The following is a 24,874-nucleotide window of genomic DNA, read 5'->3' as shown; positions in this document are numbered from 1 at the left end:
CCTAGGGACTGCTCGCGGCGGCGCCTGCTGTGGCGCCCCGGGCCCCGGAGACGGTAGCCGACGGCGGGACGCGGGGAACAAGCCGCCCGGCACACGCAGGAGGGCGGTTCCCCGCGGGGAACCGCCCTCCGTCAACTCACGTCCAGCTGCGTCTACTTGCCGTCGAGTACGCCCTGGACCTTGGCGCGGACCTCGTCCGTGGCCAGGCCGCGGATCGTCAGCGTCGTGCGGCGGCGCAGCACGTCGTCCGCCGTCTCGGCCCACTCGTTGTCACGGGCGTAGACGACCTGGGCCCAGATCTCCGGGGCATCGGGCGAGACGCGCTCGGCGAGCTCCGGGTTCTCGTTCGCCAGCCGTGCGATGTCGAAGGAGAGCGAGCCGTAGTGCGTCGCCAGGTGCTTGGCGGTGTCGGCCGCCATGCGCGGGCCGGGCGCGGGACCGTCGACAAGGAGCCGGTGCGCGACCGCGCGCGGGTTGGCGATGCCGGGCAGCGGGAGCCGCTTCTGCAGCTGCGAGATCGGCTCGTAGTCGTCGCCGAGCGGGTGGCCCGGCAGCGACTCCAGCTTCTTCATGACCGTACGGCCGATGTGGCGGAACGTCGTCCACTTGCCGCCCGCGACGGAGAGCATGCCGCGCGCGCCCTCGGTGACGACCGTCTCGCGCTTGGCCTTGGAGGTGTCGCCGGGGCCGCCGGGCAGCACGCGCAGACCCGCGAAGGAGTACGTGATCAGGTCACGGGACAGCTGCTGGTCGCGGATGGAGAACGCGGCCTCGTCCAGGATCTGCGCGGTGTCGGCCTCGGTGACCTTGACGTCCGCAGGGTCTCCCTCGAACTCCTCGTCGGTCGTGCCGAGCAGCAGCATGTCCTCCCACGGCAGGGCGAACGTGATGCGGTACTTGTCGATGGGCGTGGCCAGCGCGGCCTTCCAGGGGGCGGTGCGCTTGAGGACCAGGTGCGCGCCCTTGGAGAGGCGGATGGAGGGGGCCGCGTCGGGGTTCTCCATCTTGCGCAGGTGGTCGACCCACGGGCCCGTCGCGTTGAGCACGAGCCGCGCGTTCACGCCGAACTCGTCGCCGCTCATGCGGTCCTTGAGCTCCGCGCCCGTGACCCGGCCGCCGGTGAAGCGCAGGCCCGTGACCTCGGCGTGGTTGAGGACGGCGGCGCCCGCCTCGACGGCCGCGCGGACCGTCATCAGGGCCATGCGGGAGTCGTTCATCTGGTCGTCGCCGTAGACGGCGACGGCCTTGAGGTTGTCCGTGCGCAGCTCCGGCACGTCCTGCGCGGCCTTCGAGGGCGAGAGCAGGTGGCCGACGCCGTCGCCGAAGGCGGACAGCGCGCTGTACGCGAAGACGCCCGCGCCCAGCTTGGCGGCGCCGTGCGGGCCGCCCTTGTAGACGGGCAGGTAGAACGTGAGCGGGTTCGCCAGGTGGGGGGCCACCTGACGGGACACCGCGCGACGCTCGAAGTGGTTCTCCGCGACCAGCTTCACCGCGCCGGTCTGCAGATAGCGCAGACCGCCGTGGAGGAGCTTGGAGGAGGCGGAGGAGGTGGCGCCGGCGAAGTCACCGGCGTCCACCAGGGCCACCCGCAGTCCCGACTGCGCGGCATGCCAGGCGGTGGAGATGCCCAGGATTCCGCCACCGATCACCAGGAGGTCGTACGTCGCCTTGGAAAGCTGCTCCCGGGTCTCGGCGCGGCTCTGGTGGGAACCGGCAGCCGGATGCGTCCCGAGGGCAGGGACGCTCTGCAGGGTGGTCATGTTGTTTACTCCTCGCCACTTTCGTCGAGCCAGCCCATGGAACGCTCCACGGCCTTGAGCCAGCTCTTGTACTCACGGGCGCGGGTGTCCGCGTCCATGGAGGGGGTCCACTCCGCCGCCCGGCGCCAGTTGGCGCGCAGTTCGTCGGTGCCGGACCAGAAGCCGACGGCGAGACCGGCGGCGTAGGCGGCGCCGAGGCAGGTCGTCTCGGCCACCATCGGGCGCACCACCGGTGCGTCGAGGAAGTTCGAGAGCGTCTGCATCAGCAGGTTGTTGGAGGTCATGCCGCCGTCGACCTTGAGGGCCGTGAGCTCGACGCCGGAGTCCTTCGTCATGGCGTCGGTGATCTCACGGGTCTGCCAGGCCGTGGCCTCCAGGACGGCGCGCGCGATGTGCGCCTTGGTGACGTACCGGGTGAGTCCGGCGATCACACCGCGGGCGTCGGAACGCCAGTACGGGGCGAAGAGGCCGGAGAAGGCCGGTACGAAGTAGGCGCCGCCGTTGTCCTCGACCGAGGACGCGAGCGTCTCGATCTCGGCGGCGGAGTTGATCAGGCCCATCTGGTCGCGCATCCACTGCACCAGCGAACCGGTGACGGCGATGGAACCTTCGAGGGCGTAGACCGGCTTCTGGTCGCCGATCTGGTAGCCGACGGTGGTCAGCAGCCCCGAGTAGGAGTTGATGGCCGACTCACCGGTGTTCATCAGCATGAAGGTGCCGGTGCCGTACGTGGACTTGGCCTCGCCCTTGGCGAAACAGGTCTGCCCGAAGAGGGCCGCCTGCTGGTCGCCGAGCGCGGAGGCGACGGGGATGCCGGGCAGGATGTCGCCGAGCTTGCCGCCGGTGACCTCGCCGTAGACCTCGGCGGACGAGCGGATCTCGGGGAGCATCGCCGTCGGCACACCGATGGACTCGGCGATCGACTCGTCCCACTGCATGGTGTGCAGGTTCATCAGCAGGGTGCGCGAGGCGTTGGTGACGTCGGTGACGTGCTTGCCGCCGTTGACACCGCCCGTCAGGTTCCAGATGACCCAGGAGTCCATGGTGCCGAAGAGGATGTCGCCCGCCTCGGCGCGCTCGCGCAGGCCGTCGACGTTGTCGAGCAGCCAGCGGGCCTTGGGTCCTGCGAAGTAGCTGGCGAGCGGCAGGCCGGTCTGACGGCGGAAGCGGTCCTGGCCGACGTTGCGGCCGAGCTCCTTGCACAGGGCGTCGGTGCGGGTGTCCTGCCAGACGATGGCGTTGTGCACCGGCTCGCCGGTGTTCTTGTCCCAGAGCAGCGTGGTCTCACGCTGGTTGGTGATGCCGATCGCCTTGATGTCCTCGTGGGTGATGCCCGCCTTGGAGATGGCGCTCGCGACGACTTCCTGGACGTTCGTCCAGATCTCCTTCGCGTCGTGCTCGACCCAGCCCGGCTTCGGGAAGATCTGCTCGTGCTCCTTCTGGTCGACCGAGACGATCCGGCCGTCCTTGTCGAAGACGATGCAGCGGCTGGAGGTGGTGCCCTGGTCGATGGCCGCGATGAAGGGCCCTGCGGTGTGTGCGTCGGTGGTCACGGTGTGCTCCTGGTCTTCTTGGCTCTCGGCGGTCTGTCTCAGGCGGTCATCGGCAGCGCTCGCGGTCCTACTTGAACGCGAGGTTGTAGAGGCCGCCGGCGATGGCGCCGCCGATCAGCGGGCCGACGATCGGCACCCATGCGTACGTCCAGTCCGAGCCGCCCTTGTTGGGCAGCGGGAGCAGGGAGTGCACGATGCGCGGACCCAGGTCACGGACCGGGTTGATCGCGTAGCCGGTGGGGCCACCGAGCGAGAGACCGATACCGACGACGACGAGCGCGGTGATCAGCGCACCGAGGACGCCGATGCCGTTGCCGTTGTCGTTCAGGCCCTGGGTGAGGATCGCGAGGACCAGTACGACGGTCGCGATGACCTCGGTCAGCACGTTCTGCGCGTAGTTCCGGATCTCGGGCCCGGTCGAGAAGATGCCGAGCACCGGACCGGCCTTGGGCGCGGTCTTCAGGTCGACCATGCCCTCCTCCGGCGGCAGCGTCGCGAGGAGCTCGGGGTCGGTGAGGTGCGCCTTGAACTGACCCATGTACGTGAGCCAGACCAGGAACGCGCCGATGATCGCGCCGAGCAGCTGCGAGCCGAGGTAGAGCGGAACATCGCTCCACTTGGTGCCGCCCTCGATGGCGAGACCGACGGTGACCGCCGGGTTCAGGTGGGCGCCTGACACGCCACCCGCCAGGTAGGCGCCGGTGAGCACCGCGAAGCCCCACCCGAAGGTGATCGCGAGCCAGCCGGCGTCCTTGGCCTTGGAGGCCTTGAGCGTGACGGCGGCGCAGACGCCACCGCCGAGCAGGATGAGTATGGCGGTACCGATGGTCTCGCCGATGAAGATGTCGGAGCTGGACACCCGCGACTCCTTTGTCCTTCGTCCAGGGGAAGGCGAACCCCGGGTCCCTCCGGTGGTCCGCGACCTCAGGTGAGGTCGTTGCCGGCCCTTGGCCTTGTCACACTCTAGCGCGTAATGCCGGTAGGTGTTCGACAATGCCGACCGATGGACGCGAGTCTCACCCCGTGGTTACTTGCCCGTCAAGAGTTCTGTTATTGAAAACACGATCGTTATTGATCGTTCCGGGTTATCGGTCGTGGTGGGGGTCGCCACGGGGGGAAACACGTGCATCGATGGTCGCGCAGAAGGATGCCCCCTGCATGTTGAGCAGGGGGCATGCGGCGTAAGGCGGGGGGCGGAGCCGGCGAGGGTGCCGGTCGCGGTGCGCGGCTAGAAACGCCCCGCGCCCAGGTCCCGCGACACGGCGCGCGCGCAGTCCCGTACGGCGGCGATCAGGTCGGGGCGCAGCTCCCCGTCCTTCTGGACCCGCTCCACCGCGCCGGTGATGCCGACCGCGCCGACCGGCATGCGGCGCCGGTCGTGGATGGGGGCGGCCACGGAGGCGATGCCCTCCCACGTCTCCTCGACGTCGGCCGCGTACCCCCGGGCGCGGGTCAGATCGAGGACGCCCTCGAAGCCGTCGGGGTCCACGACGGTGCGCGCGGTCAGGGCCGGCCAGTCGGCCTCGGCGGCCTCGCTGTGCGCCACCGGGTCGTAGGCGGCGAGCACTTTGCCGAGGGCCGTGGAGTGCAGCGGCTGCATCGCGCCGACCTCGAGCACCTGACGGCTGTCGTCGGGCCGGAAGACGTGGTGCACGATCAGGACGCCCTGCTGGTGCAGGACGCCGAGGTAGACGCTCTCGCCGCTGGACCGGGCCAGGTCGTCGGTCCACACCAGGGCGCGGGCCCGCAGCTCGTGCACGTCCAGATAGCTGTTGCCCAGGCGCAGGAGCTCGGCGCCGAGCTGATAGCGGCCCGAAGCGGACTCCTGCTCGACGAAGCCCTCCGCCTGGAGGGTGCGCAGAATGCCGTGGGCCGTGCCCTTGGCCAGGCCGAGGGCGGAGGCGATCTCCGAGAGGCCGAGCCGCCGCTCTCCGCCCGCGAGCAGCCGCAGCATCGCGGCCGCACGCTCGAGCGACTGGATGTTCCGTGCCATCGCAGCCCCTTCCTCCGTCCCCACTGACTCTGATTGCAACGTTCGACAATGCTGAACACTATCGGTCGTTGTCGACCTCCCGCGACAGAGCGGCCGACTGTGTTTGCCGCCGGTTCCGGACAGCCGGACGACGCGGGGCGTCCGGCCCGTGAACACACGCGCGCTGTGGACCTTCGTCCCGTTACCCTGACCGAGTGCGCCTTCCTCCGAAGCGCAAAGCCGACAGCCGTCGCACCTCTGGGAGCTCTTTCATGGCCTCGTTGCCGACCCCCTCGTCCGGTTCCTCGAATTCCTCGAACGGAACCCGAGCCGATGCCCTCCGTGAAGCCCTCGCCACCCGCGTGGTGGTGGCCGACGGCGCGATGGGCACGATGCTGCAGGCACAGGACCCGACGCTTGAGGACTTCCAGCAGCTTGAGGGCTGCAACGAGATCCTGAATGTGACCCGCCCGGACATCGTCCGCTCGGTGCATGAGGAGTATTTCGCGGTCGGCGTGGACTGTGTGGAGACGAACACGTTCGGCACGAACTTCGCGGCCCTGAGCGAGTACGACATCCCCGAGCGGAACTTCGAGCTGTCCGAGGCGGGCGCGCGGATCGCCCGTGAGGTGGCTGATGAATTCACCGCGTCGACCGGTCAGCAGCGCTGGGTGCTCGGCTCGATGGGTCCGGGCACGAAGCTGCCGACCCTCGGCCACGCCCCGTACACCGTGCTGCGCGACGCGTATCAGACCAACGCCGAGGGCATGATCGCCGGTGGGGCGGACGCGCTCCTGGTGGAGACCACCCAGGACCTGCTCCAGACCAAGTCCGCGATCCTCGGCGCCCGCCGCGCCCTGGAGGCCACCGGCGCGAATCTCCCGCTGATCTGCTCGGTCACCGTCGAGACGACGGGCACGATGCTTCTGGGCTCGGAGATCGGCGCCGCGTTGACGGCGCTGGAGCCGCTGGGCATCGACATGATCGGCCTGAACTGCGCCACGGGCCCGGCCGAGATGAGCGAGCACCTGCGGTATCTGGCCCGCCACTCGCGCGTCCCGATCTCCTGCATGCCCAACGCGGGCCTGCCGGTCCTGGGCAAGGACGGCGCGCACTACCCCCTGACGGCTCCGGAGCTCGCCGACGCCCAGGAGAACTTCGTACGCGAGTACGGCCTCTCCCTGGTCGGCGGCTGCTGCGGCACGACGCCGGAGCACCTGCGCCAGGTCGTCGAACGCGTCCGCGGCGTCGAGACGGTCCGCCGCGAGCCGCGCCCCGAGCCCGGCGCCGCCTCGCTCTACCAGACCGTGCCCTTCCGCCAGGACACCGCGTACATGGCGATCGGTGAGCGCACGAACGCCAACGGATCGAAGAAGTTCCGCGAGGCCATGCTGGAGGCCCGCTGGGACGACTGCGTGGAGATGGCCCGCGACCAGATCCGCGAGGGCGCCCACATGCTCGACCTCTGCGTCGACTACGTGGGCCGCGACGGCGTCACGGACATGGCCGAGCTCGCCGGCCGCTTCGCCACCGCCTCCACCCTGCCCATCGTCCTGGACTCCACCGAACTGCCGGTCATCCAGGCCGGGTTGGAGAAGCTGGGCGGCCGAGCCGTCATCAACTCCGTCAACTACGAGGACGGCGACGGCCCCGAGTCCCGCTTCGCGAAGGTCACCGCGCTCGCCAAGGAGCACGGCGCGGCGCTGATCGCGCTGACCATCGACGAGGAGGGCCAGGCCCGCACCCCCGAGCACAAGGTCGCCATCGCCGAGCGCCTCATCGAGGACCTGACCGGCAACTGGGGCATCCACGAGTCGGACATCCTCATCGACACCCTGACCTTCACCATCTGCACCGGTCAGGAGGAGTCCCGGGGGGACGGCATCGCCACCATCGAGGCGATCCGCGAGCTCAAGCGCCGCCACCCGGACGTGCAGACGACCCTGGGCCTTTCGAACATCTCCTTCGGCCTCAACCCGGCCGCCCGAGTTGTCCTCAACTCCGTCTTCCTGGACGAGTGTGTCAAGGCGGGCCTGGACTCGGCGATCGTCCATGCCTCCAAGATCCTGCCCATCGCGCGGCTGGAGGAGGAGCAGGTCAAGGTCGCCCACGACCTGATCTACGACCGCCGCGAAGAGGGCTACGACCCCCTGCAGAAGCTCATGGAGCTCTTCGAGGGCGTCAACATGAAGTCGATGAAGGCGGGCAAGGCCGAGGAGCTCATGGCCCTGCCGCTGGACGAGCGCCTCCAGCGCCGCATCATCGACGGCGAGAAGAACGGCCTGGAGGCCGACCTGGACGAGGCCCTGCAGTCCCGCCCCGCTCTGGACATCGTCAACGACACCCTCCTGGAGGGTATGAAGGTCGTCGGCGAGCTCTTCGGCTCCGGCCAGATGCAGCTGCCCTTCGTGCTGCAGTCCGCCGAGGTGATGAAGACGGCGGTCGCCCACCTCGAACCGCACATGGAGAAGTCGGACTCCGAGGGCAAGGGCACCATCGTCCTGGCCACCGTCCGCGGCGACGTGCATGACATCGGCAAGAACCTCGTCGACATCATCCTCTCCAACAACGGCTACAACGTGGTCAACCTCGGCATCAAGCAGCCGGTCGCCGCGATCCTGGACGCCGCCGCCGAGCACCGCGCGGACGTGATCGGCATGTCGGGTCTGCTGGTCAAGTCCACGGTGATCATGAAGGAGAACCTGGAGGAGCTCAACCAGCGCAAGATGGCCGCCGACTTCCCCGTCATCCTCGGCGGCGCTGCCCTGACCCGCGCCTACGTCGAGCAGGACCTGCACGAGATCTACGAGGGTGAGGTCCGCTACGCCCGCGACGCCTTCGAGGGCCTGCGCCTGATGGACGCCCTCATCGCGGTCAAGCGCGGCGTCCCCGGCGCCACACTGCCGGAGCTGAAGCAGCGCCGCGTGGCCAAGCGGGACACCCCCCTCCTGGAGGTCAAGGAGGACGAGGGGCCCGCCCGCTCGGACGTCTCGATCGACAATCCCGTTCCCACCCCGCCGTTCTGGGGCACCCGGGTCGTCAAGGGCATCCAGCTCAAGGAGTACGCGTCCTGGCTCGACGAGGGCGCCCTGTTCAAGGGCCAGTGGGGCCTGAAGCAGGCCCGCACCGGTGACGGCCCCACGTACGAGGAGCTGGTGGAGACCGAGGGGCGGCCCCGCCTGCGCGGCTGGCTGGACGAGCTGCACACCAAGAACATGCTGGAGGCGGCCGTCGTGCACGGCTACTTCCCCTGTGTCTCCAAGGGCGACGACCTGATCATCCTGGACGACCAGGGCAACGAGCGCACCCGCTTCTCCTTCCCGCGCCAGCGCCGCGGCAGGCGCCTGTGCCTCGCGGACTACTTCCGCCCGGAGGAGTCCGGCGAGACCGACGTGGTGGGCCTGCAGGTCGTCACCGTCGGCTCGAAGATCGGCGAGGCCACCGCCGAGCTGTTCGCCGCCGACTCCTACCGCGACTACCTCGAACTGCACGGCCTGTCCGTCCAGTTGGCCGAGGCGCTCGCCGAGTACTGGCACGCCCGCGTGCGTGCCGAGCTCGGCTTCGGGGGAGAGGACCCCGCCGATGTGGAGGACATGTTTGCCCTGAAGTACCGCGGCGCGCGCTTCTCGCTCGGCTACGGCGCCTGCCCCGACCTGGAGGACCGCGCCAAGATCGCCGAGCTCCTGGAGCCGGAGCGGATCGGCGTGCAGCTCTCCGAGGAGTTCCAGCTCCACCCCGAGCAGTCCACGGACGCGATCGTCATCCACCACCCCGAGGCGAAATACTTCAACGCGCGCTGAGCGGACAAGTCGTACACTTATCGGTCCAGTGCAGGCCGGTTGCCCACCCGTCACCAGGGGGCAACCGGCCTTCTCGTCCCCTATGGAGGTGTGCCCGGATGACCAGTACGGTTCCCGCGCTCGGTACCCGAACGGCCGAAGGCTCCGCCCTGCAGGCGGTGCTCCTCGACATGGACGGAACACTCGTGGACACCGAGGGGTTCTGGTGGGAGGCGGAGGTCGAGGTCTTCGCCGCGCTCGGACATACGCTCGACGAGGCCTGGCGTGACGTGGTCGTCGGCGGCCCCATGACGCGCAGCGCCGCGTTCCTCATCGCGTCCACGGGAGCCGACATCACGGTTCCCGAGCTGACCGTGCTGCTCAACGACGGCTTCGAGAACCGCATCGGCCGCGCCCTGCCGCTGATGCCGGGCGCCGCGCGACTCCTGGCCGAGCTCGCGGCGCACGAGGTGCCGATGGCGCTGGTCTCCGCGTCGCACCGGCGCATCATCGACCGCGTGCTCGACTCGATCGGGGCCCACCACTTCACGCTGACCGTCGCGGGCGACGAGGTGACCCGGACCAAGCCGCACCCGGACCCGTACCTCCTCGCGGCGGCGGGGGTTGGCGCGGAACCGGCCAGATGTGCCGTCATCGAGGACACCGCCACCGGCGTCGCGGCGGCCGAGGCCGCGGGCTGCCATGTGGTGGCCGTACCGTCCGTCGCGCCCATCGCACCGGCCTCCGGCAGGACCATCGTCCCCTCGCTCGAACATGTCGACCTGCGCTTCCTGCAAGGACTGATGGCCGGAAACCGCTGAACAGTTGAAGCTGTGACCTTTCCCACTCCCCGAGGGGTCGACAGCAGGTCACGGCTGTGCGGGCGCACCGTTATGGGCGAGTTGTGGAGTGACGTTGTGTCCTGATTGAGGGGAACCTCACGAAACCTTCCCGTGTCGGGTTATCGGTGCGTCCACGCCCGGTTTCGCTGCGTGATTGAGGGTCAACTCCGGTCCCTTCCAGCCCTCCTGGTGGTGCGGACTAATGTCGTCGCGAGAACATCGCCCCGCCCTCACGGACCGACTGACCCCACCCCTCGTTGCCGGTCCGGACGGGATCAACAGCTCTGGAGAACGTCGAGCATGAACCGTAAGACTTTGGTGCTGCCCGCCGTCGTGGGCCTGCTCGCTCCCGCCCTCGCGGCGTGCGGCGGAGCGGGCGACGGTGGGGGAGACGACGCGATCGCCGTCGGCACCACGGACCGGTTCGCCACCTCGGCCGAGGTCCCGGCCCCCTTCGACCCGGCGTACGCCTATGACGCGGGCTCCTGGAACATCCTGCGCCAGACGGTCCAGACGCTGATGGCCATGCCGCGTGGCGACGGCGACCCGGAGCCCGAGGCGGCTCAGCGGTGCGGGTTCACCGACACCGGCAACGAGCGCTACGAGTGCACCCTGCGCAAGGGCCTGAAGTTCGCCGACGGCACGCCGCTGACCGCCACCGACGTGAAGTTCTCCATCGAGCGGGTGCGGGACATCAAGGTCAAGGACCCCAGCGGTTCCGACGGCCTGGTGGCCAATGTCGATGCGATCGAGACCCAGGGCGACCGGGGCATCGTCTTCCACCTCAAGAGCCCCGACGCGACGTTCCCGTACAAGCTGGCCACGCCGACCGCGGGCATCATCAGCTCGGAGCACTACGCCAAGAACAAGCTGCGCGACGGCTTCGCGGTGGACGGCTCCGGCCCCTACACCGCCGAGCAGGAGATCAAGGGCAACGAGCTCGTCAAGACGACGTTCTCCAAGAACCCGAACTACAAGGGCGCGATGAAGCCCAAGAGCGACAAGATCGAGCTGCGCAACTACGGGTCGACCGACGCCATGGGTGACGCACTCAAGAGCGGCGACATCGACATGATGACGCGCACCATGTCGCCCGAGCAGATCAAGCAGCTCGGCGAAGACCCGGGCAAGAACATCGAGTTCGTCGAGACGCCCGGCCTCGAGATCCGCTACCTCGGCTTCAACACGGACGCCACCACCGTCAAGTCCAAGGCCGTCCGTCAGGCCATGGCGCAGGTCGTCGACCGCGGCGCCCTCGCGACCGGCGTGTACGGCGACGCGGCCGAGCCGCTCTACTCCCTGGTGCCGACCACGATCACGGGCCACACCAACTCGTTCTTCAACAAGTACGGCGACCCGAGCCCCGCCAAGGCCCGCAACCTGCTGCGGAAGGCCGACATCAGCACCCCGGTGAAGCTCACCCTGCACTACACGACCGACCACTACGGCCCTGGCACCAAGAAGGAGTTCGAGCTCCTGAAGAAGCAGCTCAACGCCAGCGGCGTCTTCGACGTGTCGATCAAGGGCACGGCCTGGAGCACCTTCAGGGCCGCCGAGCAGAAGGGCGCCTACGACGTCTACGGGATGGGCTGGTTCCCCGACTTCCCCGACGCCGACAACTTCCTCGCGCCGTTCCTCGACGAGGACAACTTCCTCGGCTCGCCGTACGTGAACAGCACCATCAACGAGGAGCTGATCCCGCACTCGCGCCGCGAGGCCGACCGGCTCACCGCATCCAAGAGCATCCAGAGGATCCAGGACATCGTCGCCGACGACGTGCCGGTGCTCCCCCTCTGGCAGGGCCGGCAGTACATCGCCGCCCGCGACGACATCACGGGCGTCGAGTGGGCCCTCAACTCCTCCTCGAACCTGCAGCTGTGGGAGCTCGGCCGCGGTGTGAGCGGCTGACCTCCGCCCACACCGGCACACACCGCCGGGCTTCGCTCCACCGATGGACATCAACGACAAGGCACGTACGTGAAATTGCGTAACCAGTGGCTGGCCCTCCCCCTCACGGGAGGACTGGCCGCCGCCCTGCTGACCGGCTGCGGATCGGACTCGGGCGGAGCGGGGGAGGACGGCGAATCGGTGGTGATGGGGATGTCGGACGACGTCCTGGCCACCGACCCGGCAGCGGGCTACGACCCGGGCTCATGGCTCCTTTTCAACAACGTCTTCCAGTCCCTGCTGAGCTTCCCGAACGGGGGCACCGAGCCGGAGCCCGAGGCCGCCAAGGAGTGCGGCTTCACGGACACGGAGACCAAGGTCTTCGAGTGCACGCTGCGGGACGGCCTGAAGTTCAGCAATGGCAACGCGCTGACCTCGAAGGACGTCAAGTACTCCTTCGACCGCATGATGAAGATCAACGACGAGGCCGGTCCGGCGATCATGTTCCCGATGCTCGACCGCGTCGAGACGCCGAACGCCAAGAAAGTCGTCTTCAAGCTCAAGTACGCCGACGCCACCTTCCCCAGCAAGATCGCGTCCGGCGCCGGTTCCATCGTCGACCACGCCTCGTACGAGATGAACGCCCTGCGCGGCGGCGGCCAGGCCACCGGTTCGGGTCCGTACAAGCTCGACTCCTTCGACAAGGAGCAGGCGGTCTTCTCGGTCAACCCCGACTACAAGGGCACCGCCAAGGTGAAGAACAAGGGCGTCACGCTCAAGTTCTTCCACGACGACCAGAAGGGCCTGAAGAAGGCGCTCCTGGACGACAAGATCGACATCGCGTACCGAGGCCTCGCTGCCAACGACATCGCGGACATCGAGGCGGACACCTCCGAGGCGAGCCAGAACATCGACGTCGTCGAGGGCACGAGCGCCGAGGTGCAGCACCTGGTCTTCAACATGAAGGACCCGGTCGCGGGCAAGCTGGGCGTCCGCAAGGCCATGGCGTACCTGCTCGATCGTGACGCCCTGGTCAGGGACGTCTACCGGGACACGGCCACGCCGCTGTACTCGATCGTCCCGGCCGGCATCGGCGGCCACAATACCGCCTTCTTCGACACCTACGGCGCGCGCCCGCAGCGCTCCAAGGCCGCGGCGGCCCTGCGCGCGGAGGGCCTGAGCGGCAAGGTCAAGCTCACGCTCTGGTCCACGCCCTCGCGCTACGGCCCCGCGACCGACCAGGAGCTGAAGGCGATCGCCAAGCAGCTCAACGCGAGCGGCCTCTTCGACGCCGACGTGAAGTCGGTCGAATTCAGCCAGTACGAGCGGGACATCAAGTCCGGCAAGTACGGCGTGTACGTCAAGGGCTGGGTGCCGGACTACCCGGACCCGGACAACTTCACCCAGCCGTTCTTCGGCAAGGGCAACGTCCTGGACAACGGCTACCGCAACAGCGACATCACCGGGAAGATCATCCCCGGCACCGCCGCCGAGACGGACCGCACCAAGACCGACGAGGACTACTCCGACCTCCAGGACATCGTCGCGAACGAGCTGCCGATCCTGCCCGTCTGGCAGGCCAAGCAGTACGCCGTCATCTCCGACGACGTGTACGGCGTCGAGTCGTGCCTCGACGCGTCGACGGTGTTCCGCTTCTGGGAGCTCAGCAAGGCCTGATCCCACGGACAGACGACGGTGGCCGCCCCCTGGGGGACGGCCACCGTCGTCGTTCGTCCGGCTTCACCGGCGCCTACTGGGCGCCCGGCCGCACCAGCCCGCTCTCGTACGCGTACACAGCGGCCTGCACCCGGTCGCGCAGGCCCAACTTCGTGAGCACATGACCCACGTGCGTCTTGACCGTCGTCTCGCTCACGAACAGGTCCGCCGCGATCTCCGCGTTCGACAGACCGCGCGCCACCAGCTTGAGGACCTCGACCTCCCGCTCGGTGAGCGTGTGCAGGGTGTCCGGCACCGGCTCGTCGCCCGAGGGGAGATGACCGGCGTACTTGTCCAGGAGCCTGCGGGTGATGCTCGGCGCGAGCATCGCCTCGCCCGACGCGACCACCCGGATCGCCTGCACCAGCTCGTTCGCCGGGGCGTCCTTGAGCAGGAAGCCGCTGGCGCCCGCGCGCAGCGCCTCCACCACGTACTCATCCAGGTCGAAGGTGGTCAGGACCAGGACCTTCGCAGGTCCGTCCCGGTCGGGCCCGGTGATCTGCCGGGTCGCCTCCACACCGTCCATCCGCGGCATGCGGATGTCCATGAGCACCACATCGGGCTGCAGCGCCCGCACCTGGTCGAGAGCCTGCAGGCCGTCTCCGGCCTCGCCGACGACCGCGACGTCCTGCTCGGCCTCCAGGATCATCCGGAACCCGGTGCGCAGCAGTGGCTGGTCGTCGACCAGTAGGACACGGATCGCCACGTAACTCTCCTTCGCTAGCCCGGGGTCATTCTGCCCTGCGTGCCCTCCTCGGACTCGGGCACCCTCACCGCAAGGGGGTACGGCGGGGGAGTCCCGCCGAATTCCGGACATACGGCCTGGTGGTCGCACCAGCCGCAGAGCTTCGTGGGCCTCGGCCGCCAGTCACCCGTCTCGGTGGCGAGCGTGATCGCCTCCCACAGCGCGTGCAGCTTCCGCTCGACCTGCTCCAGATCCTCGGTCCTGGGGTCGTACGTGATGACGTCGCCGCTGCCCAGATAGACGAGCTGGAGGCGGCGCGGGACCACACCCTTCAGCCGCCACACCACCAGGGCGTAGAACTTCATCTGGAAGAGCGCGCCCTCGGAATACTCGGGGCGCGGGGCCTTGCCCGTCTTGTAGTCGACGATCCGCACCTCGCCGGACGGCGCCACGTCCACCCGGTCGATGATGCCGCGCAGCCTCAGCCCCGACTCCAGATCGGCCTGCACGAACAACTCGCGCTCCGCGGGCTCCAGGCGGGTGGGGTCCTCAAGGGTGAACCACCGCTCCACGAGCCTCTCCGCGTCCGCCAGCCAGCGCGCGAGCCGCTCACCGCGCTCGTCGTCCGCGAACAGCTCCGTCAGCTCCGGCTTGGCCTCGCGCAGCCGGTCCCACTGGCCCGGGATCAGCGACTTGGCGCTCGTCGCCGTCCGCTCGCCCGCGGGCGCGTCGAAGAGCCGCTCCAGGACGGCGTGCACCAGCGTGCCGCGGGTCGCCGCCTCGCTCGGCTTCTCCGGCAGCTTGTCGATCACCCGGAACCGGTAGAGCAGCGGACACTGCATGAAGTCACTGGCGCGCGAGGGCGACAGGGACGCCGGACGCACGGCCGTCACGACACCGTCGGTGCTGGTTTCCATGAGGACAGACCCTACGACCCGCCACTGACAACGGCCGCATACCATCGACGACAGACCCTCTCGCCCTGCATGATCGAGCGTGTACCGCGCCGGACAGGGGCGAGGGACGCTGATCGAACGAGGGGACATCGTGGACGAGAGCGGCGGAAGCGGCAGGCCGCTATCCGACGGCACCGACGGTCGGCGACCGGGTGCCGAAGCAGGCTCCGAGGGCACGCAGAGCACTGACGACACCGCCCGGCCCCAGGCACACGAAGAGGAACCCCGGCAGGCACCCGAGGAAGAAACGCGCCCCGCGGCCGAACCCCCGCGGCCCGCCGACCGCCTCACCAAGACCCCGCACGACACGCCCGGGAAGACACCGAAGGCACCCAAGGAACCCAGGGCACCGAAGGCGCCGGACGACACCCACCCCGAGTTCGCGCACGCCACCCACGGCCCCGCCCCGAAGGCCACGCCTCCCCAGGACAAGAAGAGCCCCGGGGGAGGACTCCTGATGGGACGCCCCTTCGGCGTGCCCGTCTACGTGGCGCCCAGCTGGTTCCTCGTCGCGGCCCTGATCACCTGGGTCTTCGGCGGTCAGCTCGACCGCGTCCTGCCGGAGCTCGGCACCCTTCGCTACCTCGTCTCGCTCTTCTTCGCCGTCGCCTTCTACGCCTCCGTGCTCGTCCATGAACTGGCGCACACCGTCGTCGCCCTGCGCTACAAACTGCCGGTGCGCCGCATCCAGCTGCAGTTCTTCGGCGGCGTATCGGAGATCGAGAAGGAGTCGGAGACCCCCGGACGCGAGTTCGTCCTCGCCTTCGTGGGCCCGCTGCTCTCCCTCGTCCTCTCGGGCGTCTTCTACGGGGCCATGCGCCTCGTGGAGCCCGGCACCGTGCCCGGCGTCCTGCTCGCCGGGCTGATGATCTCCAACCTCATCGTCGCCGCCTTCAACCTCCTGCCGGGCCTGCCCCTGGACGGCGGCCGCATGCTCCGCGCCGTCGTCTGGAAGATCACCGGCAAGCCCATGAGCGGCACCATCGCCGCCGCCTGGGTCGGCCGCGCGCTCGCCGTCTCCGTCCTGATCGGCCTGCCGCTGCTCAACCAGTCCGGCGCACTCGGCGGCGAGCCCCAGGACATCGGCGGCATGGACACCGTCACCGACGCCCTGCTCGCCGCGATCCTCGCCGCCATCATCTGGACCGGCGCCGGAAACAGCCTGCGCATGGCCCGCCTGCGCGAGCACCTGCCCGAGCTCCGCGCCCGCGCCCTGACCCGGCGCGCCGTCCCCGTCGAGTCCGGCACCCCGCTCTCCGAAGCGCTGCGCCGCGCCAACGACTCCGGGGCCCGCGCCCTCGTCGTCGTCGACGCCGACGGCGACCCCATGTCGGTGGTCCGCGAGGCCGCCATCGTCGGCGTGCCCGAGCACCGCCGCCCCTGGGTCACCGTCAGCGGCCTCGCCCAGGACATCACCGAAGGCATGCGGATCTCCGCCGAGCTCGCCGGCGAGGAGCTCCTCGACACCCTCCGGGCGACGCCCGCCACCGAGTACCTCGTGGTCGAGGCCTCCGGCGAGATCTACGGAGTACTGTCCGCCGCCGACGTGGAGCGCGCCTTCGTCAAGGCCATGGCCCGCCCCAGCTGACGCCGCCACCCTGGTCCTCGGCCCCCGAACGGGCCGGTAGGCTGTTCACATGTCCGAACCGACCGGTGCCGCCCGCCGACGCGGGCCCTTCAAGGTCGGGGACCAGGTTCAGCTGACCGACCCCAAGGGCCGCCACTACACGTTCACGCTCGAGGCCGGGAAGAACTTCCACACCCACAAGGGTTCCTTCCCCCACGACGAGCTGATCGGTGCTCCCGAGGGCAGCGTTGTCCGCACCACGGGAAACGTCGCCTACCTCGCGCTGCGCCCCCTGCTCCCCGACTACGTCCTGTCCATGCCCCGCGGCGCCGCCGTGGTCTACCCCAAGGACGCGGGGCAGATCCTGGCCTTCGCGGACATCTTCCCCGGCGCACGCGTCGTCGAGGCGGGCGTGGGCTCCGGCTCGCTCAGCAGCTTCCTCCTGCGCGCCATCGGCGACGACGGAATGCTGCACTCGTACGAGCGCCGCGAGGACTTCGCCGAGATCGCCCAGCAGAACGTGGAGCGCTACTTCGGCGCCCCCCACCCGGCCTGGCAGCTCACCGTCGGCGACCTCCAGGACAACCTGAGCGACACCGACGTCGACCGCGTCATCCTCGACATGCTCGCCCCTTGGGAGTGCCTGGACGTCGTCTCCAAGGCGCTCGTCCCCGGCGGCATCCTCTGCTGCTACGTCGCGACCACCACCCAGCTCGCAAGGACCGTCGAGTCCATCCGCGAGATCGGCGGCTTCAACGAGCCGACCGCCTGGGAATCGATGATCCGCAACTGGCACGTCGAGGGCCTCGCCGTCCGCCCCGACCACCGCATGATCGGCCACACCGGCTTCCTGCTCACCGCCCGCCGCCTCGCGGACGGCGTCGAGCCGCCCATGCGCCGCCGCCGCCCCTCCAAGGGCGCCTACGGCGATGACTACACCGGCCCCAACGCCGGTGGCGGCACCCCCCGCGCGGAAGACTGAGACACCCGGCACCGCCGACACCCACGTACCACCGCTGAACGCACAGGCGCCGCCGCCGAGTTCCCCCCGAGACCGGGGAACTCGGCGGCGGCGCCTTTCCGTTCACGAAAGCCGCCGACCCCGGTGTTCCGCCCCACTGTGAGGTATGGCACGATGCTGGCCACCTCCCCCACCGGCACAGCCCTCACAGGAGACCCTCCTCGTGCAGCACCCCGCCGTCCCGGAAATGGCACACAACACCACCCGCCCCATCCACTGGCTGGCCACCGCGGCCGCGCTCGCCGCCGTCATCGCCGGCTCGTCCTTCCTGCAGCCCGACCCCGCGAACGCGGCCCAGCCGGGCTCCAAGCCCTCCGGCAAAACCGCCGCCGCCCCAGCCCCCGCGCCCGCGCTCGCCCCGGACCCGGCCACCGTCACCTACCCCCTCACCTGCGGAAACGTAAAACCCGTGGTCAAGAAGAAGGCCTCCGGGGACCTCGACGGGGACGGCAGACCGGAGACCGTCGCCGTGGTGCACTGCGCCGCGGGATCGGGCACGCCACCCGACGGCATCTTCGTCATCACGCGCCCCACGGAGGGCAAGCCCCGGGTCGTCGCCACCCTCGTCGACCCGAAGGACCGCCAGAACGTCAGCGACTTCGCCGTACGTGACGGTGTGATCACCGCCACCCTCCTCGGGTACTCGTCACCGAACGTGCCCAGCTGCTGCCCCGACCTCCAGGACGAGGCCAAGTGGCAATGGAAGGACGGCACGTTCGCGCGGTCCACGCCGGCCGAGGCGCACAGCGTGTGACCGGTCCCGCACGAACAAGGGCCTGTGCTCGCCGTCCAGCGGCGGGCACAGGCCCTTGTCCATGCGTCAGTTCGCGGAGCCCGCGGCCTCAGGCCGCGTCGGGACCATAGACCTCGACCCTGTCCGAAACGCGGCGCACGTGAATGCAGTCCCCCGGGCACTCCTTCGCCGAGTCGACCACGTCACGCAGAAGCGGCAACGGCACGGGCGTTGTGGCGCCCGGAGCCTGCAACAGCTCGTCATCGCCGCCCTTCACATACGCCAGTCCGTCGATGTCCAGCTCGAAGACCTCAGGCGCGTACTGCGCACAGATGCCGTCGCCGGTGCAGAGGTCCTGGTCGATCCAGACCTCCAGCGGATCACGGCTCTCGGAGCCGGTACCGGCCTTGTCTCCCACGGTCATCTCTCCTGCCGGTCGTCACGCCGAGTGAGCCGACTTGGCAGCAAGTCGGGCCAGCCCTGACGGGTGTTGAACGCTTCGACGATACAACCGCCCGCTTTCCGATGTTGTTGGGTGGGTAATGACCTGACGTGAGGGAGAGCGCAAGGGTGAAGATCGGACACACCTCTACCGTCTTTGTGATCTAGGGGTTTCAATCGACACCCACCCAGGTAGGGTCTGGAAGCGTCCAGCTCCCCTTGGAGGAGGTGAGGACCGTGGCAGCCCACGACGACGACATCAACCGCGGCATCCGGCCGGGGCGAGGGTCTGAGGACCCCGCCGGTCAGGTTGCCTATCTCGAGCAGGAAATCGCCGTCCTGCGACGCAAGCTCGCCGACTCTCCGCGGCATACGAGGATTCTCGAAGAGCGGATCGTCGAGCTGCAGACGAACCTGGCCGGCGTGTCCGCACAGAACGAGCGGCTCGCCAACACGCTCCGTGAGGCCCGCGACCAGATCGTGGCCCTCAAGGAGGAAGTCGACCGGCTCGCACAGCCGCCGGCCGGCTTCGGAGTCTTCCTCGTGGCGAACGAGGACGGCACCGCTGACATCTTCACCGGGGGCCGCAAGCTCCGGGTGAACGTCAGCCCCAGCGTGGAGCTCGAAGAGCTCAGGCGTGGCCAGGAAGTCATGCTCAACGAAGCGCTCAACGTGGTCGAGGCCATGGAGTACGAGAGCGTGGGAGACATCGTCACCCTCAAGGAAATCCTTGAGGACGGCGAGCGCGCCCTGGTGGTCGGGCACACAGACGAAGAACGGGTGGTGCGGCTCGCCGAACCACTCCTCGACGTCACCATCCGCCCCGGAGACGCACTCCTGCTCGAACCCCGCTCCGGCTACGTCTACGAAGTGGTTCCCAAGAGCGAGGTCGAAGAGCTCGTCCTCGAAGAGGTACCGGACATCGGCTACGAGCAGATCGGCGGCCTGGGCAACCAGATCGAGCTGATCCGCGACGCGGTCGAACTGCCCTACCTCTACCCGGACCTCTTCAGGGAGCACGAACTGCGGCCGCCCAAGGGCGTCCTGCTGTACGGGCCCCCCGGCTGCGGCAAGACGCTGATCGCGAAAGCCGTCGCCAACTCCCTTGCCAAGAAGGTCGCCGAGGTGACCGGAGCGGCTGCGGGGAAGAGCTTCTTCCTCAACATCAAGGGCCCCGAACTACTCAACAAGTACGTCGGCGAGACCGAGCGTCACATCCGCCTGGTCTTCCAGCGTGCGAGGGAGAAGGCGAGCGAGGGCACCCCCGTCATCGTCTTCTTCGACGAGATGGAATCCCTCTTCCGCACCCGCGGATCCGGAGTCAGCTCGGACGTGGAGAACACCATCGTCCCCCAGCTGCTCGCCGAGATCGACGGCGTGGAAGGCCTGGAGAATGTCATCGTCATCGGTGCCTCCAACCGTGAGGACATGATCGACCCGGCGATCCTGCGGCCGGGCCGGCTCGACGTGAAGATCAAGATCGAGCGTCCGGACGCCCAGGCGGCGAAGGACATCTTCGCCAAGTACCTCACCGAGCGGCTCCCGCTGCACGCGGACGACCTCGCCGAACACAGCGCCGACCGGCGCACCACCGTGGACGGCATGATCCAGTCCGTCGTGGAGCAGATGTACGCGGAGTCCGAGGAGAACCGCTTCCTCGAGGTGACGTACGCCAACGGCGACAAGGAAGTCCTGTACTTCAAGGACTTCAACTCCGGCGCCATGATCGAGAACATCGTCGGACGCGCCAAGAAGATGGCCATCAAGGCCTTCCTCGACGCCGACCAGAAGGGCATCAGGGTCTCCCACCTCCTCCAGGCTTGCATCGACGAGTTCAAGGAGAACGAGGACCTGCCCAACACCACCAACCCGGACGACTGGGCCCGCATCTCCGGCAAGAAGGGCGAACGGATCGTGTACATCCGTACGCTCGTCACCGGAAAGCAGGGCGCGGACACCGGACGCTCCATCGACACGGTGGCCAACACCGGTCAGTACCTGTAGAAAGCAGGGCGGCTGCGGGTGTCCTTCGTGGGTACCCGCAGCTGTCTGTTTTTCAATGAACGCAATGATCTCCCCACCAGCGCAAAGGCGCTCTAGGCTCTTCGGTACCGCCGAGTCGCGCAGTGCGGGGACGGGCACCGCACACGCACCGGAGAACCAGCGGTACTTGAGCGCCGTTCCCGAAGGGGAGCGCCGCCGGGCAAGGAGGGCCGCATGACCGTACGGCGAGTAATGGGCATCGAGACGGAGTACGGCATCTCCGTCCCCGGCCACCCGAACGCCAATGCCATGCTCACCTCGTCCCAGATCGTCAACGCCTACGCCGCGGCGATGCACCGGGCGCGACGCGCCCGCTGGGACTTCGAGGAGGAGAACCCCCTGCGGGACGCGCGGGGCTTCGACCTCGCCCGTGAGACCGCCGATTCCAGTCAGCTCACCGACGAGGACATCGGCCTCGCCAACGTGATCCTCACCAACGGGGCGCGCCTCTACGTGGACCACGCACACCCCGAGTACAGCTCACCCGAGGTCACCAACCCCTGGGACGCCGTCCTGTGGGACAAGGCCGGTGAGCGCATCATGGCGGAGGCGGCCGAGCGGGCCGCACAGCTGCCCGGGGCCCAGCCGATCCACCTCTACAAGAACAACACCGACAACAAGGGCGCCTCGTACGGCACGCACGAGAACTACCTGATGAAGCGGGAGACCCCCTTCTCGGACATCGTGCGCCACCTGACGCCGTTCTTCGTCTCCCGCCAGGTCGTCACCGGCGCGGGACGCGTCGGCATCGGCCAGGACGGGCACGAGCACGGCTTCCAGCTCAGCCAGCGCTCCGACTACTTCGAGGTCGAGGTGGGGCTGGAGACGACCCTCAAGCGGCCCATCATCAACACCAGGGACGAGCCGCACTCCGACGCGGAGAAGTACCGCCGGCTGCACGTCATCATCGGCGACGCGAACCTCTCCGAGATCTCGACGTATCTCAAGCTGGGCACGACCTCCCTGGTCCTCGCCATGATCGAGGACGGCTTCATCGCGGTGGACCTCGCCGTCGACCAGCCCGTGCGCACCCTCCACCAGGTGTCCCACGACCCGACACTCAAGCGACTGATCACGCTCCGTAGCGGACGGACACTCACCGCTGTCCAGCTCCAGATGGAGTACTTCGAGCTGGCCCGCAAATACGTCGAGGAGCGGTACGGCTCCGACGCCGACGAACAGACCAAGGACATCCTGACCCGCTGGGAAGACGTCCTGGGCCGCTTGGAGAGCGATCCGATGAGCCTCTCCGGGGAGCTCGACTGGGTCGCCAAGCGAGAACTCATGGAGGGCTACCGCCGCCGTGACAGCCTCGACTGGGACGCGGCACGGCTGCACCTGGTCGACCTCCAGTACGCGGACGTACGGCCCGACAAGGGCCTCTACAACCGCCTGGTGGCACGCGGCAAGATGAAGCGCCTCCTGGAGGAGCCGCAGGTCGAGCGCGCCCAGACCAAGCCGCCGGAGGACACACGCGCGTACTTCCGCGGCCGGTGCCTGGAGCAGTACGCGGACGACGTGGCCGCAGCCTCGTGGGATTCGGTCATTTTCGATCTCCCAGGCCGCGACTCCCTCCAGCGTGTGCCCACACTGGAGCCCCTGCGCGGCACGCGCAACCACGTCAAGGAGCTCCTTGACCGCTGCCGCACGGCAGAGGATCTGGTACGGGTGCTCTCCGGAGGCTGAAAGACCCGGCGTGTGGGAATCATCGAGGTGGTCCCCGGACGTTGCAGTAACTACGGGGCCGATGTCAGACCTGGCTTATAGGGTCTGATCAAGTACATCGCACCTAACGAGCGGGGTGAGGTAGATGGCGACCAAGGACACCGGCGGCGGACAGCAGAAGGCAACGCGTTCCACCGAGGAGGTCGAGGAGCAGACAGAGGAAGCGCAGGGCTCCGAAGACCTCAAGGAGCGCCAGGAGAAGCTGAGCGACGACGTGGACTCCGTGCTGGACGAGATCGACGACGTACTCGAGGAGAACGCCGAGGACTTCGTACGTTCGTTCGTACAAAAGGGCGGACAGTAGGGCCTGGCGGACGCGGCGCGGGGAGGGCGTGGCACGGTATCGGGCCACGCACCTCAACGCCCTGGACCGCACATGTGGATCACCGCCGCGAGGCGGGTAGGGTCCGTGACGAACAGCCGTTCAGACGTAATTCGCTTCAACTGCAATTCGGCCACCGGCGAGTTGGGACACGCTCCCGGCGCTCAGCGCCCGGCCGTCACTTACCTGGAAGGAAACGCGTGGAAGCCAACACTCGTAGCACCGGGCGTCTACCAGCTGCCTTCCTGACGCCTGGTTCTTCGTCGTTCATGGACTTTCTGTCCGAGCATCAGCCCGACATCCTGCCGGGCAACCGGCAGTTGCCGCCCACGCAGGGTGTGATCGAGGCGCCGCACGGCACGACGATCGTGGCGACGACGTTCCCCGGTGGCGTGGTGCTCGCCGGTGACCGGCGGGCGACCATGGGCAACGTGATCGCGCAGCGCGACATCGAGAAGGTCTTCCCGGCCGACGAGTACTCAGCGGTCGGCATCGCCGGCACCGCCGGCCTCGCCGTGGAGATGGTCAAGCTCTTCCAGTTGGAGCTCGAACACTTCGAGAAGGTCGAGGGCGCCACGCTTTCCCTGGAGGGCAAGGCGAATCGGCTGTCGACGATGATTCGGTCGAACCTGGGAATGGCCATGCAGGGCCTGGCCGTTGTCCCGCTCTTCGCGGGATATGACGTGGACCGCGAGAAGGGGCGCATCTTCAGTTACGACGTCACGGGCGGCCGTTCCGAGGAGCACGGCTTCGCGGCCACCGGCTCCGGCTCGGTCTTCGCGCGTGGAGCGATGAAGAAGCTCTACCGCAAGGATCTGACGGAGCAGGAAGCGACGACGCTCGTCGTGCAGGCGTTGTACGACGCGGCGGACGACGACTCGGCCACTGGTGGGCCGGACGTGGCCCGTCGGATCTATCCGATCGTCACCGTGATCTCCGACGAGGGTTTCCGGAGGCTCGCGGACGATGAGTCCTCCGAGATCGCCCGCTCGATCCTGGAGCGGCGCCTGGAGCAGCCCGACGGCCCGCGGGCCTCGCTGCTCTGATCGATCCGTATTCGCCACTGACTTCAGTTTCAGTCACTGACAGAAAGGGACGGATAGCCGGTGTCGACGCCGTTCTATGTCTCACCCCAGCAGGCCATGGCCGACCGGGCGGAATACGCCCGCAAGGGCATCGCCCGTGGTCGCAGCCTTGTTGTGCTGCAGTTCGCCGATGGCATCGTGTTCGTCGGCGAGAACCCGTCCCGTGCGCTGCACAAGTTCAGCGAGATCTATGACCGGATCGGCTTCGCGGCCGCCGGCAAGTACAACGAGTACGAGAACCTGCGGATCGGTGGCGTGCGGTACGCCGATCTTCGTGGGTACACGTACGACCGTGACGATGTGACGGCCCGTGGGCTCGCGAACGTCTATGCCCAGACACTGGGCACGATCTTCTCGAGCCAGGCCGAGAAGCCGTACGAGGTGGAGTTGGTCGTCGCCGAGGTGGGCGCGACCGCCGACGCCGATCAGATCTACCGGCTGCCGCATGACGGTTCGATCGTGGACGAGCACGGCTCGGTCGCGGTCGGTGGCAACGCCGAGCAGATCAGCGCGTTCCTCGATCAGCGTCATCGTGACGGTATGACGCTCGCCGAGGCGCTGAAGCTGGCGGTGCAGTCACTGTCCCGCGACACCAACGGCAGCGAGCGGGAGATCCCCGCGGAGCGCTTGGAGGTGGCGGTGCTCGACCGTACGCGGCCGCAGCAGCGCAAGTTCAAGCGGATCGTCGGGCGTCAGCTCGCGCGGCTGCTCGAAGGGGGCGCGTCGGCTCCCACGGACGCCGCGTCCGACAACGAAGAGCTGGATGCCGACTCCGATGAGGAGTAGG

19 protein-coding genes are annotated in these 24,874 nt (G+C 68.5%); 12 read left to right on the top strand and 7 right to left on the bottom strand.

The genetic code is table 11. The features are described from left to right. Positions 1-152: 152 nt before the first annotated feature. The 4 genes from ACIBCK_RS20220 to ACIBCK_RS20205 form a co-directional block, all read right to left on the bottom strand. Entirely contained in the window at positions 153-1,760 is a 1,608-nt protein-coding gene (locus ACIBCK_RS20220; RefSeq protein WP_399391982.1) for an FAD-dependent oxidoreductase, read from the bottom strand. A 5-nt stretch (positions 1,761-1,765) separates the two neighbouring features. Continuing rightward, complete coding sequence (gene glpK / locus ACIBCK_RS20215; protein ID WP_399391980.1) at positions 1,766-3,313, bottom strand: glycerol kinase GlpK; 1,548 nt, start codon at positions 3,311-3,313, stop codon at positions 1,766-1,768. 67 nt (positions 3,314-3,380) lie between these two features. Further along, positions 3,381-4,172 (bottom strand): MIP/aquaporin family protein, encoded by a 792-nt coding sequence (locus ACIBCK_RS20210; RefSeq protein ID WP_399391978.1) that lies wholly within the window; start codon positions 4,170-4,172, stop codon positions 3,381-3,383. Positions 4,173-4,541: 369 nt separating this feature from the next. After that, on the bottom strand, positions 4,542-5,306 hold the full coding sequence (locus tag ACIBCK_RS20205) for an IclR family transcriptional regulator (RefSeq protein WP_399391976.1): 765 nt from the start codon (positions 5,304-5,306) through the stop codon (positions 4,542-4,544). Positions 5,307-5,557: 251 nt separating this feature from the next. Here ACIBCK_RS20205 and metH point away from each other — a divergent pair, with 251 nt between their 5' ends. The 4 genes from metH to ACIBCK_RS20185 all read left to right on the top strand — a co-directional run bounded on the left by metH (position 5,558) and on the right by ACIBCK_RS20185 (position 13,470). Continuing rightward, positions 5,558-9,085 carry a methionine synthase gene (metH, locus tag ACIBCK_RS20200; protein ID WP_399391974.1) on the top strand — a complete coding sequence of 1,176 codons (3,528 nt, stop codon included), beginning with the start codon at positions 5,558-5,560 and terminating at the stop codon, positions 9,083-9,085. 98 nt (positions 9,086-9,183) lie between these two features. Next, positions 9,184-9,885 (top strand): HAD-IA family hydrolase, encoded by a 702-nt coding sequence (locus ACIBCK_RS20195; protein ID WP_399391972.1) that lies wholly within the window; start codon positions 9,184-9,186, stop codon positions 9,883-9,885. A gap of 321 nt (positions 9,886-10,206) precedes the next feature. Beyond that, the gene (locus ACIBCK_RS20190) at positions 10,207-11,814 is read left to right on the top strand and encodes an ABC transporter substrate-binding protein (RefSeq protein WP_399391970.1); all 1,608 of its coding nucleotides are present in this window, start codon (positions 10,207-10,209) and stop codon (positions 11,812-11,814) included. Between the two features lie 69 nt (positions 11,815-11,883). Then, the gene (locus ACIBCK_RS20185) at positions 11,884-13,470 is read left to right on the top strand and encodes an ABC transporter substrate-binding protein (RefSeq protein ID WP_399391968.1); all 1,587 of its coding nucleotides are present in this window, start codon (positions 11,884-11,886) and stop codon (positions 13,468-13,470) included. 73 nt (positions 13,471-13,543) lie between these two features. Here the strand turns inward: ACIBCK_RS20185 and ACIBCK_RS20180 are convergent, their stop codons facing one another. Together ACIBCK_RS20180 and ACIBCK_RS20175 are read right to left on the bottom strand one after the other, a co-directional pair. Continuing rightward, positions 13,544-14,215, bottom strand: coding sequence for a response regulator transcription factor (locus ACIBCK_RS20180; RefSeq protein ID WP_367040211.1), 672 nt, complete (start codon positions 14,213-14,215; stop codon positions 13,544-13,546). Between the two features lie 14 nt (positions 14,216-14,229). Next, positions 14,230-15,111: a RecB family exonuclease gene (locus ACIBCK_RS20175; RefSeq protein WP_399391966.1), complete on the bottom strand. Its 882-nt coding sequence runs from the start codon at positions 15,109-15,111 to the stop codon at positions 14,230-14,232. Positions 15,112-15,241: 130 nt separating this feature from the next. On the opposite strand from ACIBCK_RS20175, the gene ACIBCK_RS20170 reads away from it, so the two are divergent. The 3 genes from ACIBCK_RS20170 to ACIBCK_RS20160 all read left to right on the top strand — a co-directional run bounded on the left by ACIBCK_RS20170 (position 15,242) and on the right by ACIBCK_RS20160 (position 18,492). Further along, complete coding sequence (locus tag ACIBCK_RS20170) at positions 15,242-16,738, top strand: site-2 protease family protein (RefSeq protein ID WP_399391964.1); 1,497 nt, start codon at positions 15,242-15,244, stop codon at positions 16,736-16,738. Between the two features lie 49 nt (positions 16,739-16,787). After that, positions 16,788-17,699 (top strand): tRNA (adenine-N1)-methyltransferase, encoded by a 912-nt coding sequence (locus ACIBCK_RS20165; RefSeq protein ID WP_160503993.1) that lies wholly within the window; start codon positions 16,788-16,790, stop codon positions 17,697-17,699. A 202-nt stretch (positions 17,700-17,901) separates the two neighbouring features. Continuing rightward, complete coding sequence (locus tag ACIBCK_RS20160; RefSeq protein WP_399391962.1) at positions 17,902-18,492, top strand: hypothetical protein; 591 nt, start codon at positions 17,902-17,904, stop codon at positions 18,490-18,492. A gap of 88 nt (positions 18,493-18,580) precedes the next feature. On the opposite strand, the gene ACIBCK_RS20155 is transcribed toward ACIBCK_RS20160, so the two are convergent. Continuing rightward, on the bottom strand, positions 18,581-18,895 hold the full coding sequence (locus ACIBCK_RS20155; protein ID WP_399391960.1) for a ferredoxin: 315 nt from the start codon (positions 18,893-18,895) through the stop codon (positions 18,581-18,583). A 254-nt stretch (positions 18,896-19,149) separates the two neighbouring features. On the opposite strand from ACIBCK_RS20155, the gene arc reads away from it, so the two are divergent. The 5 genes from arc to prcA all read left to right on the top strand — a co-directional run bounded on the left by arc (position 19,150) and on the right by prcA (position 24,873). Then, the gene (gene arc, locus ACIBCK_RS20150; RefSeq protein WP_367040202.1) at positions 19,150-20,916 is read left to right on the top strand and encodes a proteasome ATPase; all 1,767 of its coding nucleotides are present in this window, start codon (positions 19,150-19,152) and stop codon (positions 20,914-20,916) included. A 213-nt stretch (positions 20,917-21,129) separates the two neighbouring features. After that, the gene (gene dop / locus ACIBCK_RS20145) at positions 21,130-22,641 is read left to right on the top strand and encodes a depupylase/deamidase Dop (RefSeq protein WP_399391957.1); all 1,512 of its coding nucleotides are present in this window, start codon (positions 21,130-21,132) and stop codon (positions 22,639-22,641) included. Between the two features lie 124 nt (positions 22,642-22,765). After that, positions 22,766-22,984 carry a ubiquitin-like protein Pup gene (locus ACIBCK_RS20140; protein WP_249590985.1) on the top strand — a complete coding sequence of 73 codons (219 nt, stop codon included), beginning with the start codon at positions 22,766-22,768 and terminating at the stop codon, positions 22,982-22,984. A gap of 218 nt (positions 22,985-23,202) precedes the next feature. Beyond that, entirely contained in the window at positions 23,203-24,048 is an 846-nt protein-coding gene (gene prcB, locus ACIBCK_RS20135) for a proteasome subunit beta (protein ID WP_399391955.1), read from the top strand. Between the two features lie 60 nt (positions 24,049-24,108). Continuing rightward, the gene (gene prcA / locus ACIBCK_RS20130) at positions 24,109-24,873 is read left to right on the top strand and encodes a proteasome subunit alpha (protein ID WP_399391953.1); all 765 of its coding nucleotides are present in this window, start codon (positions 24,109-24,111) and stop codon (positions 24,871-24,873) included. The last annotated feature ends 1 nt before the right edge of the window (position 24,874 follow it).

Source organism: Streptomyces sp. NPDC051218, assembly GCF_044455475.1.
Lineage (GTDB): Bacteria > Actinomycetota > Actinomycetes > Streptomycetales > Streptomycetaceae > Streptomyces.
The sequence above is the reverse complement of the archived record's forward strand: the minus strand, read 5'-3'. Positions and strand labels throughout refer to the sequence as shown.

Coding starts and splice junctions, on each gene's coding strand:
- ACIBCK_RS20140 (WP_249590985.1), top strand. CDS start 22,766: ATGGCGACCAAGGACACCGGCGGCGGACAGCAGAAGGCAACGCGTTCC.
- ACIBCK_RS20175 (WP_399391966.1), bottom strand. CDS start 15,111: ATGGAAACCAGCACCGACGGTGTCGTGACGGCCGTGCGTCCGGCGTCC.
- ACIBCK_RS20165 (WP_160503993.1), top strand. CDS start 16,788: ATGTCCGAACCGACCGGTGCCGCCCGCCGACGCGGGCCCTTCAAGGTC.
- ACIBCK_RS20190 (WP_399391970.1), top strand. CDS start 10,207: ATGAACCGTAAGACTTTGGTGCTGCCCGCCGTCGTGGGCCTGCTCGCT.
- ACIBCK_RS20155 (WP_399391960.1), bottom strand. CDS start 18,895: ATGACCGTGGGAGACAAGGCCGGTACCGGCTCCGAGAGCCGTGATCCG.
- ACIBCK_RS20220 (WP_399391982.1), bottom strand. CDS start 1,760: ATGACCACCCTGCAGAGCGTCCCTGCCCTCGGGACGCATCCGGCTGCC.
- dop (WP_399391957.1), top strand. CDS start 21,130: ATGACCGTACGGCGAGTAATGGGCATCGAGACGGAGTACGGCATCTCC.
- ACIBCK_RS20205 (WP_399391976.1), bottom strand. CDS start 5,306: ATGGCACGGAACATCCAGTCGCTCGAGCGTGCGGCCGCGATGCTGCGG.
- ACIBCK_RS20195 (WP_399391972.1), top strand. CDS start 9,184: ATGACCAGTACGGTTCCCGCGCTCGGTACCCGAACGGCCGAAGGCTCC.
- metH (WP_399391974.1), top strand. CDS start 5,558: ATGGCCTCGTTGCCGACCCCCTCGTCCGGTTCCTCGAATTCCTCGAAC.